Source organism: Streptomyces sp. BK79, assembly GCF_044142145.1.
Taxonomy (GTDB): domain Bacteria; phylum Actinomycetota; class Actinomycetes; order Streptomycetales; family Streptomycetaceae; genus Streptomyces.
In genome coordinates, this window is record NZ_JBHVOC010000001.1 from 71,370 (window position 1) to 85,395 (window position 14,026).

The following is a 14,026-nucleotide window of genomic DNA, read 5'->3' on the forward strand; positions in this document are numbered from 1 at the left end:
CCATGCCCGAATGTCTACAGCAGCCACGATAGATTTGCTCCAAGCGGGTGAACGATTATCTCCGGTACCCACATCAACACCGCGACCTCGAATCGGCGACCAACGTGGCCATCCCCCGGAGGCACTGGCGGCAGGCGCCCGCCAGTCCGACGGCGGCCGACCGCGCCGCTCATCCGGGGCGCGGTCTTGTCTCGTGGAACGGGCGTGCGCCGCACCCCGGGGCGCGGCATGATCGCGGCCATGCTGATCGCTCATGAGGGTTGTTCGCCGACGGTCCACCCCTCGGCCTATGTCGCTCCGACCGCCACGCTGTGCGGGGACGTGCGGGTGGGGGCCGGGTGCCGCGTGCTGTTCGGCGCGGTGCTCACCGCCGAGGGCGGGCCGGTGGAGCTGGGCGAGGGCTGCATCGTGATGGAGAACGCGGTCCTGCGCGGTACCCGGCGGGATCCGCTGGTCCTGGGACGGCAGGTCCTGGTGGGCCCCACCTCCTACCTGACCGGCTGCCGGGTGGACGACGAGGTCTTCCTGGCCACCGGCAGCCGCGTCTTCAACGGTGCGCTGATCGGGGCCCGCTCCGAGGTGCGGATCAACGGCATCGTGCATCTGCGCACCGTCCTGCCCGCCGACTCGACGGTGCCGATCGGCTGGGTTGCCGTCGGCGACCCGGTGCGCGTCCTTCCGCCGGAGGACCACGAAGGGATCTGGGCGGTGCAGAAGGACCTGGACTTTCCCGGCTACGTCTTCGGCCTGGACCGCCCGGCCGAGGGCGAGAGCCTGATGCCGGCCGTCTCCGAACGCTTCGGCCGCGCCCTCGGCCGCCACCGCGACGACCGGCAGGTCTGAGCCCCGTCGGCGGAGTCTCAGAAGCCGAGGTCGCTGAGGCCGGGGTGGCTGTCGGGGCGGCGGCCCAGCGGCCAGAAGTACCTGCGTTCCGACGCGGAGATCGGCAACGTGTTGATGGAGGCATGGCGGGTACGCATCAGCCCGCGCTCGTCGAACTCCCAGTTCTCGTTGCCGTAGGAGCGGTACCAGGTGTCGGCGTCGTCGCGGTGCTCGTAGGCGAAGCGCACCGCGATGCGGTTGCCGTCGTAGGCCCACAACTCCTTGATCAGCCGGTAGTCGAGCTCGGTGTTCCATTTGCGGGTCAGCAGCGCGACGATCTCCTCCCGTCCGGTGGCGAACTCCGAACGGTTGCGCCAGCGTGAGTCCGCCGTGTAGCCCAGCGACACCTTGCGCGGGTCACGGGAGTTCCACGCGTCCTCGGCGAGACGGACCTTCTCGACGGCGGCCTCGCGCGTGAACGGTGGCACCGGGGGACGTAGGGCGTCGGCCATGTCAGCTCCTTGGTCTGGGTTCCGCCTGAGCACGGCGAGTTCACGCCTGGCGAGAACGCTCGTTCTCTCGCGCCGTGTAGCCTAGAGAACGTAGGTTCTCCACGCAAGGAGCAGGTATGGCAGACCGCGAAGCGGCGCGGGAACAGGCGCTTGAAGCGGCCGAGGAACTCTTCTACGGCCGGGGCGTCCAGGCCGTGGGAATGGACGCGGTGCGAAACGCCTCCGGCGTGTCACTCAAGCGCCTCTACCAGCTGTTCCCCAGCAAGGACGTACTCGTGCTGGAGTTCCTGCAGCGGCGGGACGAACGGTGGCGAAGTGCCCTCGCCCGACACGTGGACGCACACAGCGGCCCCGAGGACCGGTTGCTCGCCGTCTTCGACTGGCTGCACACATGGTTCTCCGAACCGGGCTTTCGCGGCTGCGCGTTCATCAACTCCTTCGGCGAGCTGGGCGGCATCTCACCCCAGGTCGCCGACCAGGCCCGCCACCACAAAGAGGCCTTCCGCGACTACCTCGCCTCCCTCGTCGCGGCTGCCGGGCTGCCGGCGGAACTGACGGACCACCTCGCGCTCCTGGCCGAGGGCGCCATCACCACAGCCGCGATCACCGGCACGGCCGCACCGGCCGTCCACGCCCATGCCGCCGCACGCCTGCTTCTGCGGGCGCACACGCACAACGAGCGGGTCGGGTACGACATCACCCGGTAGAGCGGCGGGGTACCGCCGGTGAAGAGGTGCCATGAACCTGCGAGCGCGTCCCGATCCGGGTACCTCGGCTGAGCTGGTACCGCCCTGCGCCCTTTCCGGTCTGTGGGCCGTGCGGCACGGACAGAGCACGGCCAACGTCGCCTTCACCGAAGCCGAGGAGTCCGGCTCCACCGCGCCCGTGGCCGGCCGCGACCGGGACGTGCCGCTGTCCGCGCGCGGCATCGCGCAGGCCCGCGCGCTGGGCGACTGGCTGGCCGGGCAGGAGCCCGGAGCCGGGCCGGACCTGGTGCTCTGCTCCCCCTATACGCGCGCCAGGCAGACGTGGGAGGCGATGGCGGAACGCTCCGCCGAGCTCGGCGGACCGCGGCTGGACGTACTGGTCGACGAGCGGCTGCGGGACCGCGAGATGGGCGTCTTCGAGTTGCATCCCCCAGCCGCGCTGGCGGCCCGGGCGCCGCGGGAGGCGGCCCGCCGGGCGCTGCTCGGCGAGTGGTGCTACCGGCCGCCCGGTGGTGAGGCCTTCACCGACGTCGCCGTACGCGTCGGCCAGCTCGTCCGCGATCTGGACCGAGCCGCACCCGGGCGGCGCGTGCTGGTCATCGCCCACGACGGCATCGTCATCGCGCTGCGCCACGTCCTCACCGGCATCGGGGCCGCCCCGCCCCAGGAACTGCCCCCCGTCCCGAACGCCTCGGTGTCGCACTGGACCGGCGACGGCCACCGGCTGCGTCCGGCCACCTGGGGCGACACCGCCCACCTGTCCTCGCTGGACCGGACGGAGGAATGAGGGACGCTCGACGGCCGCTCCCCCGCCCTGGACCAGGCAACTCACCGCCTGACAGCAGGTGCCCGGCAGGTCACCTCCATAATGCGGACCAGGGCGGGTAGACGGTGCTCAGCCCGCCAGTCGGGACAGAAAAGTACAAACTCATACGACTGAGAGTGACGACCTCCATGTCTCAACCGCTTATGAAGCAGGCGGACGGGCAGGGACCGGACCATCCTCTGCGTCGGCACCTGGCCTGGAGCGGCTCACCGCCCACGGCCGCCCGGGCACGGGCCGAAGCCGACGCACTGCTGTCCGCCCTGCAAGGCACCCACCGGATCACGATCTCCCGCCGCGCCGCCGACGATGTCCACCTCGTGGTCAGCGAGCTGATCGCCAACGCCGCGCGGCACGCTCCCGGCCCCGGCCGTCTGGACCTCCAGGCGGCCGACCGCGGCCGCCTGGTGCGGATCACCGTCTGGGACACCTCACCCGCCATGCCACAGCCCCGGCCGTCCGACCCCTACCGCGTCGGCGGCCACGGCCTGGAGATCGTCACAGCCCTCAGCAGCCGCCTGTTCGTCCAGCACGCCGCCGAAGGCAAGCGGATCACCGCCGACGTCCCCGTGCACCAGGCCCCCGCTCCCGCCGGTCCCGGCCGGTACTACATCGACGGGGCGCCCGACGGCACCCTGGGGTAGAGCCCCAGGACCACGGGTTCGCCCGCACCGCGCACATCGCGAGCGGGCGCCCGCAGAGCATGACCGCGCCCTGACCTGGACTCCACAGGTCAGGGCGCGGTCGTGCGCGGAACGGAGCCGGGGCGCCGGGCGGGTCAGAAAGGCGTGCGGCCGGCGACCGCGCCGTCGGGGTCGTCGAGCAGGGCGATGCGGACGGCGATGCGCTTGCCGACCGGCTCCCTGTGCGCCGCGAAGCTCTGGGCCACGGCCATCACGATCTCCAGCCCGTGCTGGCCCACCCGGCCCGCGTCCGCCGCCCGGGCCACCGGCAGCACCGAGTTCGAGTCCCAGACCACCACCTCGACCGTGTCACCGGCGATCCGCAGGTCCACCAGGATGGGACCCGGCGCGTACTTGCGGGAGTTGGTGACGAGTTCGCTGACCACCAGCTGGGTCAGGTCCATCGCCCGCTGGGACACCGGCAGCCCGTGCTCGGCCTGGACTCCGGTCAGGAAGGCCGAGGCCAGCCGGCGAGCCCGCGCGATGTCCGCATTGTCACCATCCAGGGCGACCGTGTTCTGAATCACCCGCTCCGAAGGCACGATGCCGTCCCCGCCCGCAGGCACTGATTCCGTCGCGGCCATCCTCGCTACCCCATTCACATCCGCCCGCTTACCCGCCCACCGGCGGCGCATGCCTCCCTCTTCGCGGCATCCGCCCGCAGCCGCCGCCTCGGCCACCGCGGCGCCCGGCAGCGAGGGCCCGCTCGGGGGCGGTGCCGGCATGTGCAAGTATCACCTCATGACGGAGGAGCAGATGACGGACAACGGACGACCCGAGCAGCCGGTCAGGCTGTCGATCGTGACCACCGTCACCGAGGGCATCCGAGTCGTGACCCTCGCAGGGGAGATCGACTACAACAGCAGCGGACAGCTCAGGCAGGCCCTGGACGTCACCGGCACCGCCCGGCCCCGCACCGTGATCGACATGTGCCGGGTCACGTTCATGGACTCCAGCGGCATCAACCTCCTCATCGGCGCCCACCAGGACACCACCGCGGCCGGCGGCTGGCTCCGCCTGGCCGCGCCCACCGACGCCGTCCTGCGCGTCCTGCAACTCGTCGGCGTCGACCAGCTCATCGACTGCCACCCCACCCGGAACCAGGCACTCGCCCACTGACCTGACCAGCGCCGGCGGATGCCCGTCGGGCGGCGAGGGGTGTCCTCGTTGCCTGACGGGCATCCGGCTGTCCGGCCTCGGCCTGCTCGCCGCTGCCACTTCTCGGCCGCCACTTCTTCGTGGCCGCTACTTCCTCGTGGCCGCTACTTCCTCGTGGCCGCTACTTCTTCTTGCGGCGCAGCAGCAGGCAGGCGAGGGCGAGGGCCGCTCCGGCCGCGATGAGCGGCGCGCGCTTGTCGCGTACGGATTCGGGGGCCCGGTCGTGCCAGATCTGCTGGGCCTGGCCCGCCGCGGCCTTCGCCTGTGCCGCGGCCGCCACGGCGGTGGCCTTGACCGGCTCGGGCAGCTTCTCCTGCACCAGGTGAGCGGCCTCGGCGGCCTTGTCCTTGGCCTGCCCGGTCAGCTCGGCCGCCTTCGCCGACGCCTGTTCCCTGGCGTGGGCGGTCTTCTCCTGGGCGCGGGCTTTGACGTCGGTCTTGTCGGCCAGGGCCTCGACCGTGTCCCCCAGTTCGTGGCGGGTCCGCTCGACCTGCTCGCGCAGCTCGTCGGGGCTGGAGGCAGTGGGCTCGTCGTGGGGCGGCTGGGTCATCGTTCGGCACTCTCCTTGGTCTCGGCCACATCGGCCTTCACGCTGTCGATGGTCTGCTCCGGGGCCGGCGGGGCGGCCCGGGTGACTTCCTTCTTGCCCGTCAGCGCCGGTACACCCGTGATCGCGCCCAGAACCCGGCCGGACCGGCCCCGAGACCGGCCCCAGACCGGCCCCGCCAAGAGGCCGCCGCCCTTGCCGCAGCGCTTCCCCTTCTCTCACGCTGACCGGGAATCGTCTGGGTCAGCCGTGATAGCGGTGACGGCGCGATCCGGCGAAGGTGGAGAGGCACGCGACACCTCGTCGCCGGTGCTGCCGCCCACCTGCATGGAGGAACACGATCATGTCCGGACGCCACACCCTCATCCGCAGCCTGCACGACGTGGGCCTGGCCGCCTGGTTCGGCGGCTCCCTGATGGGCGCCGTCGGTCTCAACGGGGCTGCGGAGCACGAGGGCTCCACGGTCGCCGCCAGGGCCCGTATCGCTTCGGTCGGCTGGGCGAAGTGGGTGCCGGTCAACGCGGCGGCCATCGGCGCGCACCTGTTCGGCGGTGGCGGCCTGCTCGCCGTGAACGCCCACCGGGTCAAGACCCAGCACGGCGTGGGCGCCTCCACCGCCGCCAAGACCGCCGTCACGGCGGCGGCCCTGGCCGCCACCGCCTACGCCCGCGTCCTCGGCAAGAAGGTCGAACTGGCCGCCTCTTCCGACCCCGAGGACAACGCGAAGGCGGGCCGGCACCCCGTCGACCTGCACACGGCCCAGCGCCAGCTCGCCTGCGCGCAGTGGGCGGTGCCCGCCCTCACCGGATGCCTCGTCGTCCTCAACGCCCTGCACGGTGAACAGCAGCGCCCACTGGAGCAGCTTCACGGCCTGTGGGAACACGCCCGCTCCATGACTCCGCTAGTCCCGTGAGCGGTCTCGCTCAGCGAGGGGTCGGCAGGAGGTCCGCGGCCGTGACGCGATGGAGGTGGATCAGTACGTCGAAGTGGCGCCCGAGTGCCGTTCGGTAAGCGGGCTCCGGCCAGGCGTTACCGATGGAGCGGGTCGGCCGCTTCGTTATCAGCCAGTCCCGCGTCGGCTCGGACACGGCCCGCAGATCGACGTAGTAGTCCCGGTGCGCGACCCGCGCCAGCACCTCCTCGTTGCTGCCCGCGCCCAGCGGCTCCACGGAGAAGCGACGGTAGGGCTCCTCGGGATCCGTCAGGTCCAGCGCGTTGAAGGAGCCCTGCCCGAAGGTGTAGCCGATGTTCACGTACTCGGCCCCGACCATCTCCCGCGTGAACTCCCCCTGGGTCTTCGGATACTGGGCAGGGTTGTCGGACTCATAGGAGACATGGCCGTTGTGGGCCGACACCAGCATCCGGTGGCCGGTGTGCCGCTGCCACCACACCGTGTTCTCCGCCATGATCCGGTCGCGGTAGAGCATGGCCCGGGCGATCTTCTCGGGGTCGGAGAAGACGTAGTACGAGTAGAGGGTGCCGGTCTGCGCGATGGCCCTGGCGTGCTGGAGGACCCACGCGTACTCCTGCCGGTCCCCGGCCGGCCCCTGCGCCCGCAGCAACTCGAAGGCGCGCCGCACGTCCTCGGCCATCCGCCTGCGCTCGGTGAGGGGCTTGGCCAGGTTCTCATCGACGGTGTCCTCCACGCTCCCCGTCGGCCGGAGCTCGCGGTACAGACGGCGGAAGTCCGGCAGCAGTTCCGGGTGGCGCGCGGACACGTAATCCGTGACCGCGTCGAAGAGTTCAGGTCCCGCGTAGCCGTTGTCCTCCCCCATGAACTGCACGGGGCGGTCGGGGTGGCGGAGGTTGTACGCGCGCATCCACCTCAGCAGATCGAGATACTCGCGGGTGTTCCAGATCCGGTACGAGCTCTGGAACTCCTCCCGCATGATCTCTTGCGGGTCGCCTTTCCCGTGCAGGACGTACTCGTTGAGGACGAGGCCGGTGGACCAGGGCGCCTCCAGGGCGAAGGTGGTGAACCCCTTCTCCTCGACGAGGTACCGGAAGACGCGGTGTTTCATCGTGAAGAACTGCCGGGAGCTGTGCGTGGCCTCCCCCAGGCCGACGATCTTCGCCGAGCCGATCATGCGGCCGAGCGGGTGGAGATCGCGGCCGGAGGCGCCGGCCTCCGTGGACCGCAGCGGCTTCGCGACGCGTGCCAGGTCATCCGCCGGATCGGTGGTGGCCCTCGCGTTCGCGTGCGCCGGCTGCGCGGTGACCGTCAGTGTGCCGCCACCGAGCGCCAGCACCAGGAGGAACAGCAGTAGGCGGAGCGACCGAAGAGGAGATCCATGGAATACGGACATGGATCAAGGCTGCCCACGGCGACAGGTCCGGGACAGCCTGCCAGCTCCAGTCTCCCTCCTGGGGACAGCCACAGGTCCGTGGGAGAGACGGATCCCCGCGTCGGTCAGAACGGCATGCGACCACGGGCGCGCCGACCGGCCGACCCACTGCGGCCGACGGCCTTGGAACTGCTGCGGAACGGCTTGCTCAGGACTCGGCCGAAGACACCGGGGGCCTTGCCGCCGGTCCGTGATCCCACGCCGAGCGTGCGCTGGGTGCCGCGCTGCGGGTGGTGGGACAGGCGCGGTACGAGGAAAGCGAGAACGGCGAGAACGACGCACACGGCGACTATTCCGACGACCATCATGACGGGGCTCCTGACGTGAGACGTGCCTGTCGGTTGCCCCGCAGCCACGGGACCATGCGCCATGGCGTCCGGCGCGGTCGCCGCCGCTCGGCTGGATCCCGCGAACGGTTCGGTTCACAGGGAGAGTTGAGGTGCTCGGGTGGATTCGAGCGGCTTGGAGGGCGCACTCACTGAGTAAGGGGGGTGCAACGGAGGTCCTCCGCCCGGCGATCCCGGCCCCGGGCCGGCCGAGACGGGCATGGCGGACTGGTTACTCCGGGGTATGCACGCGGCGACTCTTGCTATAAAGTTCGTCAATAAGGCGCTGTTACCGCCAGTAATGGCAGCCGAGAGCGAGGCAATCCCCGGACCCGACTCGAGGAGTCCCGACATGGCCCTCAACATCTCGCGCCCCAGGACCGAGCACCCCACGCCCGACGGTGACACCGCGCGGCGCCTGCTCGACTCGTCCGCGCAGCTCTCGTACGACCCGCTCACCGAGGTCGACTGGGAGACGCCGCTCGACAAGGGGTTCCACGGCGCCAGCCCCGAGTGGAGCACGCTGTACGGGACGGCGTACTGGAACGAGATGACCGAAGCGCAGCGCAAGGCACTGACGCGGCAGGAAGCCGCGTCGGTGGCGAGCACCGGCATCTGGTTCGAAATGATCCTGCAGCAGATGGTGCTCCGGGACATCTACGCGAAGGACCCGACCAGCGACACCTTCCAGTGGGCGCTCACCGAGATCGCCGACGAGTGCCGTCACTCGATCATGTTCGCCCGCGGCGCGAAGAAGCTCGAGGCGCCGGCCTACCGGCCGCACCGGATAGCCGTCGAACTCGGCAGGCTCTTCAAGACCGTCGCGTTCGGTGAGGCCGCGTACGCGGCGATCCTGGTCGCCGAGGAGGTCCTCGACGTCATGCAGCGCGACTGGATGCGCGACGAACGGGTCGTGCCTTTCGTCCGGACCATCAACAACATCCATGTCGTCGAGGAGTCACGGCACATGAAGTTCGCCCGTGACGAGACGCGCAGGCACCTCGCGCGGGCCGGGCGCGTGCGCCGCCAGATCCAGTCGCTGCTGATCGCCGTGGCGGCCTACGTCATCGTCACCAGCATGGTGAACCGGAAGGTCTACGCGAACGCCGGCCTGGACGAGGACCGCGCGATCCGCGAGGCGAAGGCCAACGAGCACCACAAGTCGATGATGCGGTCGAGCTGCTCGGGCCTCATGGAGTTCCTGACCTCGGTCGGCCTGCTCACCAAGCCCGCCCTGTTCTTCTACCAGCGTGCCAACCTGATCTGACGACCCGGAGCCGAGCGGACGACATGGCCTTCGCGATCACCCAGACCTGCTGCAACGACGCCACGTGCGTGTCCGTCTGCCCGGTCAACTGTATTCGCCCCACACCCGAGGAGCGGGCCTTCGGCAGCACCGAGATGCTGCACATCGACCCGAAGACCTGCATCGACTGCGGCGCGTGCGCCGATGCCTGCCCGGTGGACGCCATCTTCCCGGTCGACAGCCTGACCACCGGTCAGCGGGAGTACGCCGACCTGAACGCGGCCTACTTCGAGCATGCCGAGGAGGACGCGGAGGCCGCGGACGCGAGCACCACCGGGCCGAACTTCCACCCCTGGGGCGCGCCGGCCTTCGACCGGATCCTGCCGGCGGACTTCGGGCCGCTGCGGGTCGCGATCGTGGGTACCGGACCGGCGGGCATGTACGCCGCCGAGGACCTGCTGCTGCACACCCGGGCCGAGGTGACGCTCGTCGACCGGCTTCCGGCCGCCGGTGGCCTGATCCGCTACGGGGTGGCCCCGGACCACCCGGCGACCAAGAAGATCGGTGACACGTTCGCCCGCTTCCACACCCACCCGCGCGTACGCATGTACCTCGGCCTGGAGGTGGGCAGGGACGTCACGACCGAGGAGATCGCCGCCCATCACGACGCGGTGATCTACGCCGTGGGCGCGGCCACGGACCGGCGGCTCGGCATCCCCGGCGAGGACCGCACCGGCAGCCTTTCCGCGACCACCTTCGTCGCCTGGTACAACGCGCACCCGGACGTCGCGCCGGACGCGGTCGATCTTTCGAGCGAACGCGTGGTCGTGGTCGGCAACGGCAACGTCGCCCTCGACGTCGCCCGCATCCTCGTCTCCGACCCGGAGGCCCTGGCCGGCACGGAGATCGCCGGCCACGCGCTGGCCGAGCTGCGCCGCAGCAAGGTGCGTGAGGTGGTACTGCTCGGACGGCGCGGCCCCGACGACGCCGCGTGCACCCGGCCCGAACTGCTGGCCCTGAAGCACCTTCCCGGGGTGGACCTGGTCGTGGACGACCACGATCCGCGCATCGGCGCGGTGATCGACGCCGCCGGACCGAAGGACAAGGCGGCGGTACTGCGGGGCGTGGCGCGGGAGGCCGTCGACTGGTCCGTGTCACCGGGCGCCACGGGGCGGCGGCGCATCGTGTTCCGTTTCCTGTCCTCGCCCGTGGACGTGTGCGGGGACACGCACACGCGTGCCGTACGCGTCACCGGCGGAGCCGGGGAGCTGGAGATCCCGGCCGGCCTGGCGCTGCGGGCGATCGGCTACCGCGGAGTGCCGCAGCCGGGGCTGCCGTACGACGAGGCGACCGGGACGGTTCCGCACGAGCGCGGCCGGGTGGCCGGACTCGCCGGAGCCTATGTGGTGGGCTGGATCAAACGAGGGCCCTCCGGCGGCATCGGCGCCAACCGCGTCTGCGCGGCGGAGACGGTCGGGACCCTCTTGGCCGACGCGGTCGCGGGAGCCCTGCCCGCGCCCACCGCCGGGCCGAAGACGTTCCACCGCCTCGCACGCCGCCGAAGCCGCCGCTGACCCGGCTACGAGGCCGACGCCGCTCAGGCCCTCCACCGCGGGTCCCGGCCCGTCATGGCGAGCACCCGCTCCAGCGCCGTGGCCCGCGCGGGCACGGGCACCTCCGGCCCGAAGACGCCGTACTCGCGGGCCTGCGGGGCCATCGCCTCCACCGCGTCGACCAGTTCGGCGACGACCTCGGGGTCCGCCTCGTAGGGCTGACCGGTGGCGACGGCGAGGTCCCAGGCGTGGACGGTCAGGTCCAGCAGCGCCATGTGGGCGACGGTCCGGGCGGGCAGCCCCAGCTGCCCGCTGGTGCCCTCCTCCGCGCCGGGTGCCGCCCATGCCGTCACCAGGGCGCCGGTCTCCCGGGCGAACTCGGCGCGCCAGTCGGTGTCCGGGCGCACGGTGGACGGGGTGGTGGAGAAGTCGGCCTCCCTCTTCGCGGCGAGTTCCTGGAACTGGACGACCACGTGGTGCAGGTGGTCCACCAGCGCCCGCACGTCGTAGTCGGCGCACGGGGTGGGCACGATGAGCGCGTCGTCCCCGATGCCGCGCACCACGGGTACGGTCTGGCGGGCGGCGGCCTCGATGAGGGCGGCGACGGGGACGCGGGCGGTGGAGGGTGATGTGCTGGTCATGTCTCCGACGCTACGAGCGGGGTCGGCACGCCGGCTTGAAGAAACGCGACATCCGCCGGGCGGCCCCGTCCTAGGATCGGCCCGTGAGTCCCGCAGCCGCCACCTCCCCGGGCCCGTCCGGCGACAGCCCCGCCCGCGCCCCCGCCCCCGGCGGCCCCGACCCCTCCACGGGCGCGGCGCCCCGCGGCGACACCCGCGGCATCCTCGACCCGTCGGCGCTGCTGCGCCACACCTCCTTCCGGCGCCTGCCCCCGGCGCCCGCGCTCCGGCCGTACGTCGAGCACTACTGGCTGATCGACTGGGACCTGCCCGCCCCGTACGAGGCGCGGGTGCTGCCGCATCCGTCGGTCAACGCCGCCTTGCAGTGGCGCGGCGGGCGGTCCCGGTGCGAGGTGTCGGGGGTGGGGCTGCGGGTGCACACCGAGCTGCTGGAAGGTGCGGGACGGGTGGCCGGGGTGCAGTTCCGGCCCGGCGGCTTCCGGCCGTTCGCGCCCGGAGTGCCCGTCGCGGAATGGACCGGGCGCAGGCTTCCGGCGCACGAGGTCACCGGCGCCGGGCCCGCGCTCACCGAGGCGCTCGCCGTCCTCGGCGCGGAGAGCGATGACGCCGGCCGCGCCGCCGCCGTCGACGCCTGGCTGCTGTCCCTCGGCCCGCGCCCCGACCCGCAGGCCGACCTCGCCGTGGAGCTGGCCGACCGCGCCCGCCACGACCGCACGGTACGGCGTACCGCCCGCCTCGCGGAGCTGGGTGGGCTCTCGGTCCGCGCGCTCCAGCGGCTCTTCGCGGCGTACGTCGGGGTGAGCCCCAAATGGGTCGTCCTGCGCTACCGGGTGCTCGACGCCCTGGAGCAGGCGGCAGCGGGCGGGGCGGCCGACTGGGCGGGGCTCGCCGCGGAGCTGGGCTATGCCGACCAGGCGCATCTGGTGAGGGACTTCACCGCCACCGTCGGCGTCCCGCCGACCGCCTACGCGGCGCGGACGGCGGCCTGAGGCGGGCGGCCGCCGGCGCGTCGTCGCGCGGGCTGTCGGGGGCGCTTGTCTCTTGCCGCTGTCTCTTGCCGCTATTCGTCGACCGCCGCACCGAACCGGGCGTCGGCCACGGGGGCTCCGAGGCGGGCCCCGTCGTAGGTCCAGGAGCCCTTGGCCACCAGTCCCGACGAGGACGCGGGGAGGACCCATACGAAGCCGTCGTCGGTGTTCTCTCCCGGCGCCGCCGCCAGGAGGCCGAAGCGCCCGTCCTTGTCGGCGTCGATGAGCCGGACCTGGCCGCCCCAGCGGTCCGAGGTCTCCGCCGTGCCGGGGATGTCGGCGAGCTGCTGGTCGAAGCTCTTCGCTCCGGCACGGGTGAAGCCGGTCGGGTCGCCCCGCAGCACCCACACCGCGCCCGCGTCGGGCACGCTGCCGATGTCCTCGCCGGGCGCGCCGACGGCCAGGTCCGGATGGCCGTCGCCGTCGGTGTCGCCGGCCGACAGGTCGGCGCCCCACCGGTCTCCCGCCTCGGCGACCCCCGGGACGCCGTCGGAGTCCTGGGTCCAGTACTGAGCGGGCTCCGGTTCCAGGCCGGCCAGGTCGCCCCGGCCCAGGTAGAGGGTGATCCCGCCGCCCAGCGGCGAACCCGCGCCCGTGTCGCCGATGACGAGGTCGTCCTGACCGGTGCCGTCCCAGTCACCGGAGACGACGGCCGGGCCGCCCGGGAACGTGCCGCCGTCGCCGAGGCCGGAGACGTCCGGCGCGCCGTGCAGGACCTGCACGGAGCCGGCACCCGGCCGGTCGCCGGTGGAGACCCCGGAGACGGCCAGGTCGGCCCAGGGGTCCTCGTTGTAGTTGCCGTGGCTGAGGTTGCGGAACTCGAAGCCGGGGCCCGGCGACGGGACGTCACGCGCCCGGATGGTGCGCTCCGACAGCTCCGGCTGCCGCGCGGTCCCGCCGGGCGGGGTGGTGAAGAACAGCAGGGCGTCGTCCTCCAGGACGGCGACCGAGTCCCGTAGGTCGGCGTCCGGGGCCGCCGGGTCCGGGGCGAAGTACCGGGCCGCTTCGAGCGCCCGGCCGAAGTGCGCGCCCGCCCGGGGCCCGTCGGTGTTCTCCAGCCAGGTGCTGTCCGACCCGTGCAGCCCGGTCGGAGAGCCCCAGAACACGACCGCGCCGCCCGCGTCGGACAGTCCGGCCAGGTCCTCTCCGGGGATGCCGACGACGGCGTCGTCGTAGCCGTCGTTGTCCAGGTCGCCGGAGGCCACCGCGCGGCCGAACCCGTCACCGGCCTCCGCACCCCCGGGGACTGAGGCGGTGTCCTGGTGGAGGACGCTCCGGTCGGTGGTGCTGAGACCGCCCGCCGAGCTGTACTGCACGGTGACGTAGCCGGCACCCGTGGCGCCGCTCACCGTGCCGCCCGGGGCGCCGATCAGCACGTCGTCGGTGCCGTCGCCGTCGTAGTCGCAGTTGCGCTGCTGCCATCCGATGGACGGGAACGGCACCGGGCCGGCGGACGGGGCCGCGGACGCGGTGCCGTCACCGGCACCGACGGTCAGGAGTGCCGCGGTCGTGAGGACCGCCGTCATGAGGGCCGAGCTGGTGATGTGACGCATACGAGAGCCTCCTCCGTACTGCATTCACGGTGAAGACAACCGGAGTTCACCGAAGGTTGTACGGCGGCCCGGCCGCGAGCGC

Annotated in this window: 16 protein-coding genes; 9 read left to right on the top strand and 7 right to left on the bottom strand. The window is 72.2% G+C overall.

The window, feature by feature from the left end:
- The first annotated feature begins 204 nt into the window (after positions 1–204).
- The gene (locus tag ACFIF2_RS00350; protein WP_395570370.1) at positions 205–843 is read left to right on the top strand and encodes a gamma carbonic anhydrase family protein; all 639 of its coding nucleotides are present in this window, start codon (positions 205–207) and stop codon (positions 841–843) included.
- Between the two features lie 17 nt (positions 844–860).
- Here the strand turns inward: ACFIF2_RS00350 and ACFIF2_RS00355 are convergent, their stop codons facing one another.
- Positions 861–1,334: a DUF1348 family protein gene (locus ACFIF2_RS00355; RefSeq protein WP_395570371.1), complete on the bottom strand. Its 474-nt coding sequence runs from the start codon at positions 1,332–1,334 to the stop codon at positions 861–863.
- A 116-nt stretch (positions 1,335–1,450) separates the two neighbouring features.
- Here ACFIF2_RS00355 and ACFIF2_RS00360 point away from each other — a divergent pair, with 116 nt between their 5' ends.
- The 3 genes from ACFIF2_RS00360 (at position 1,451) to ACFIF2_RS00370 (ending at position 3,508) form a co-directional block, all read left to right on the top strand.
- Positions 1,451–2,041 (top strand): TetR/AcrR family transcriptional regulator, encoded by a 591-nt coding sequence (locus ACFIF2_RS00360; protein ID WP_395570372.1) that lies wholly within the window; start codon positions 1,451–1,453, stop codon positions 2,039–2,041.
- Between the two features lie 31 nt (positions 2,042–2,072).
- Positions 2,073–2,828 carry a histidine phosphatase family protein gene (locus ACFIF2_RS00365; protein WP_395570373.1) on the top strand — a complete coding sequence of 252 codons (756 nt, stop codon included), beginning with the start codon at positions 2,073–2,075 and terminating at the stop codon, positions 2,826–2,828.
- A 167-nt stretch (positions 2,829–2,995) separates the two neighbouring features.
- On the top strand, positions 2,996–3,508 hold the full coding sequence (locus ACFIF2_RS00370) for an ATP-binding protein (RefSeq protein WP_395570374.1): 513 nt from the start codon (positions 2,996–2,998) through the stop codon (positions 3,506–3,508).
- A gap of 134 nt (positions 3,509–3,642) precedes the next feature.
- On the opposite strand, the gene ACFIF2_RS00375 is transcribed toward ACFIF2_RS00370, so the two are convergent.
- The gene (locus ACFIF2_RS00375; protein ID WP_395570375.1) at positions 3,643–4,131 is read right to left on the bottom strand and encodes an ATP-binding protein; all 489 of its coding nucleotides are present in this window, start codon (positions 4,129–4,131) and stop codon (positions 3,643–3,645) included.
- Between the two features lie 157 nt (positions 4,132–4,288).
- Here ACFIF2_RS00375 and ACFIF2_RS00380 point away from each other — a divergent pair, with 157 nt between their 5' ends.
- Positions 4,289–4,666, top strand: a complete 378-nt coding sequence (locus ACFIF2_RS00380; RefSeq protein WP_395570376.1) for an STAS domain-containing protein — start codon at positions 4,289–4,291, stop codon at positions 4,664–4,666.
- 160 nt (positions 4,667–4,826) lie between these two features.
- Here the strand turns inward: ACFIF2_RS00380 and ACFIF2_RS00385 are convergent, their stop codons facing one another.
- The gene (locus ACFIF2_RS00385; RefSeq protein ID WP_395570377.1) at positions 4,827–5,255 is read right to left on the bottom strand and encodes a DUF3618 domain-containing protein; all 429 of its coding nucleotides are present in this window, start codon (positions 5,253–5,255) and stop codon (positions 4,827–4,829) included.
- Positions 5,256–5,595: 340 nt separating this feature from the next.
- Here ACFIF2_RS00385 and ACFIF2_RS00390 point away from each other — a divergent pair, with 340 nt between their 5' ends.
- Entirely contained in the window at positions 5,596–6,165 is a 570-nt protein-coding gene (locus tag ACFIF2_RS00390; RefSeq protein ID WP_395570378.1) for a hypothetical protein, read from the top strand.
- A 10-nt stretch (positions 6,166–6,175) separates the two neighbouring features.
- Here ACFIF2_RS00390 and ACFIF2_RS00395 read toward each other — a convergent pair whose 3' ends face one another.
- Both ACFIF2_RS00395 and ACFIF2_RS00400 read right to left on the bottom strand, forming a co-directional pair.
- Entirely contained in the window at positions 6,176–7,558 is a 1,383-nt protein-coding gene (locus ACFIF2_RS00395; RefSeq protein WP_395570379.1) for an erythromycin esterase family protein, read from the bottom strand.
- Between the two features lie 104 nt (positions 7,559–7,662).
- The gene (locus ACFIF2_RS00400) at positions 7,663–7,905 is read right to left on the bottom strand and encodes a DUF6411 family protein (RefSeq protein WP_395570380.1); all 243 of its coding nucleotides are present in this window, start codon (positions 7,903–7,905) and stop codon (positions 7,663–7,665) included.
- A gap of 370 nt (positions 7,906–8,275) precedes the next feature.
- Here ACFIF2_RS00400 and ACFIF2_RS00405 point away from each other — a divergent pair, with 370 nt between their 5' ends.
- On the top strand, positions 8,276–9,190 hold the full coding sequence (locus ACFIF2_RS00405) for a diiron oxygenase (protein WP_395570381.1): 915 nt from the start codon (positions 8,276–8,278) through the stop codon (positions 9,188–9,190).
- Positions 9,191–9,213: 23 nt separating this feature from the next.
- A complete protein-coding gene (locus ACFIF2_RS00410) occupies positions 9,214–10,743 on the top strand; it encodes an FAD-dependent oxidoreductase (RefSeq protein ID WP_395570382.1) in 1,530 nt (509 codons plus the stop codon).
- A gap of 23 nt (positions 10,744–10,766) precedes the next feature.
- Here the strand turns inward: ACFIF2_RS00410 and ACFIF2_RS00415 are convergent, their stop codons facing one another.
- Entirely contained in the window at positions 10,767–11,363 is a 597-nt protein-coding gene (locus tag ACFIF2_RS00415; RefSeq protein WP_395570383.1) for a TIGR03086 family metal-binding protein, read from the bottom strand.
- Positions 11,364–11,563: 200 nt separating this feature from the next.
- Here ACFIF2_RS00415 and ACFIF2_RS00420 point away from each other — a divergent pair, with 200 nt between their 5' ends.
- A complete protein-coding gene (locus ACFIF2_RS00420) occupies positions 11,564–12,352 on the top strand; it encodes a DUF6597 domain-containing transcriptional factor (protein WP_395570692.1) in 789 nt (262 codons plus the stop codon).
- A gap of 71 nt (positions 12,353–12,423) precedes the next feature.
- Here ACFIF2_RS00420 and ACFIF2_RS00425 read toward each other — a convergent pair whose 3' ends face one another.
- On the bottom strand, positions 12,424–13,944 hold the full coding sequence (locus ACFIF2_RS00425) for an FG-GAP repeat protein (protein WP_395570384.1): 1,521 nt from the start codon (positions 13,942–13,944) through the stop codon (positions 12,424–12,426).
- Positions 13,945–14,026 lie beyond the last annotated feature (82 nt).

Excerpts from the sequence above, each read along its gene's own strand:
- ACFIF2_RS00370 (WP_395570374.1), top strand. The coding sequence starts at position 2,996 with ATGTCTCAACCGCTTATGAAGCAGGCGGACGGGCAGGGACCGGACCAT.
- ACFIF2_RS00355 (WP_395570371.1), bottom strand. The coding sequence starts at position 1,334 with ATGGCCGACGCCCTACGTCCCCCGGTGCCACCGTTCACGCGCGAGGCC.
- ACFIF2_RS00365 (WP_395570373.1), top strand. The coding sequence starts at position 2,073 with ATGAACCTGCGAGCGCGTCCCGATCCGGGTACCTCGGCTGAGCTGGTA.
- ACFIF2_RS00400 (WP_395570380.1), bottom strand. The coding sequence starts at position 7,905 with ATGATGGTCGTCGGAATAGTCGCCGTGTGCGTCGTTCTCGCCGTTCTC.
- ACFIF2_RS00360 (WP_395570372.1), top strand. The coding sequence starts at position 1,451 with ATGGCAGACCGCGAAGCGGCGCGGGAACAGGCGCTTGAAGCGGCCGAG.
- ACFIF2_RS00415 (WP_395570383.1), bottom strand. The coding sequence starts at position 11,363 with ATGACCAGCACATCACCCTCCACCGCCCGCGTCCCCGTCGCCGCCCTC.
- ACFIF2_RS00380 (WP_395570376.1), top strand. The coding sequence starts at position 4,289 with ATGACGGAGGAGCAGATGACGGACAACGGACGACCCGAGCAGCCGGTC.
- ACFIF2_RS00375 (WP_395570375.1), bottom strand. The coding sequence starts at position 4,131 with ATGGCCGCGACGGAATCAGTGCCTGCGGGCGGGGACGGCATCGTGCCT.
- ACFIF2_RS00405 (WP_395570381.1), top strand. The coding sequence starts at position 8,276 with ATGGCCCTCAACATCTCGCGCCCCAGGACCGAGCACCCCACGCCCGAC.
- ACFIF2_RS00390 (WP_395570378.1), top strand. The coding sequence starts at position 5,596 with ATGTCCGGACGCCACACCCTCATCCGCAGCCTGCACGACGTGGGCCTG.
- ACFIF2_RS00410 (WP_395570382.1), top strand. The coding sequence starts at position 9,214 with ATGGCCTTCGCGATCACCCAGACCTGCTGCAACGACGCCACGTGCGTG.
- ACFIF2_RS00385 (WP_395570377.1), bottom strand. The coding sequence starts at position 5,255 with ATGACCCAGCCGCCCCACGACGAGCCCACTGCCTCCAGCCCCGACGAG.
- ACFIF2_RS00395 (WP_395570379.1), bottom strand. The coding sequence starts at position 7,558 with ATGTCCGTATTCCATGGATCTCCTCTTCGGTCGCTCCGCCTACTGCTG.
- ACFIF2_RS00425 (WP_395570384.1), bottom strand. The coding sequence starts at position 13,944 with ATGCGTCACATCACCAGCTCGGCCCTCATGACGGCGGTCCTCACGACC.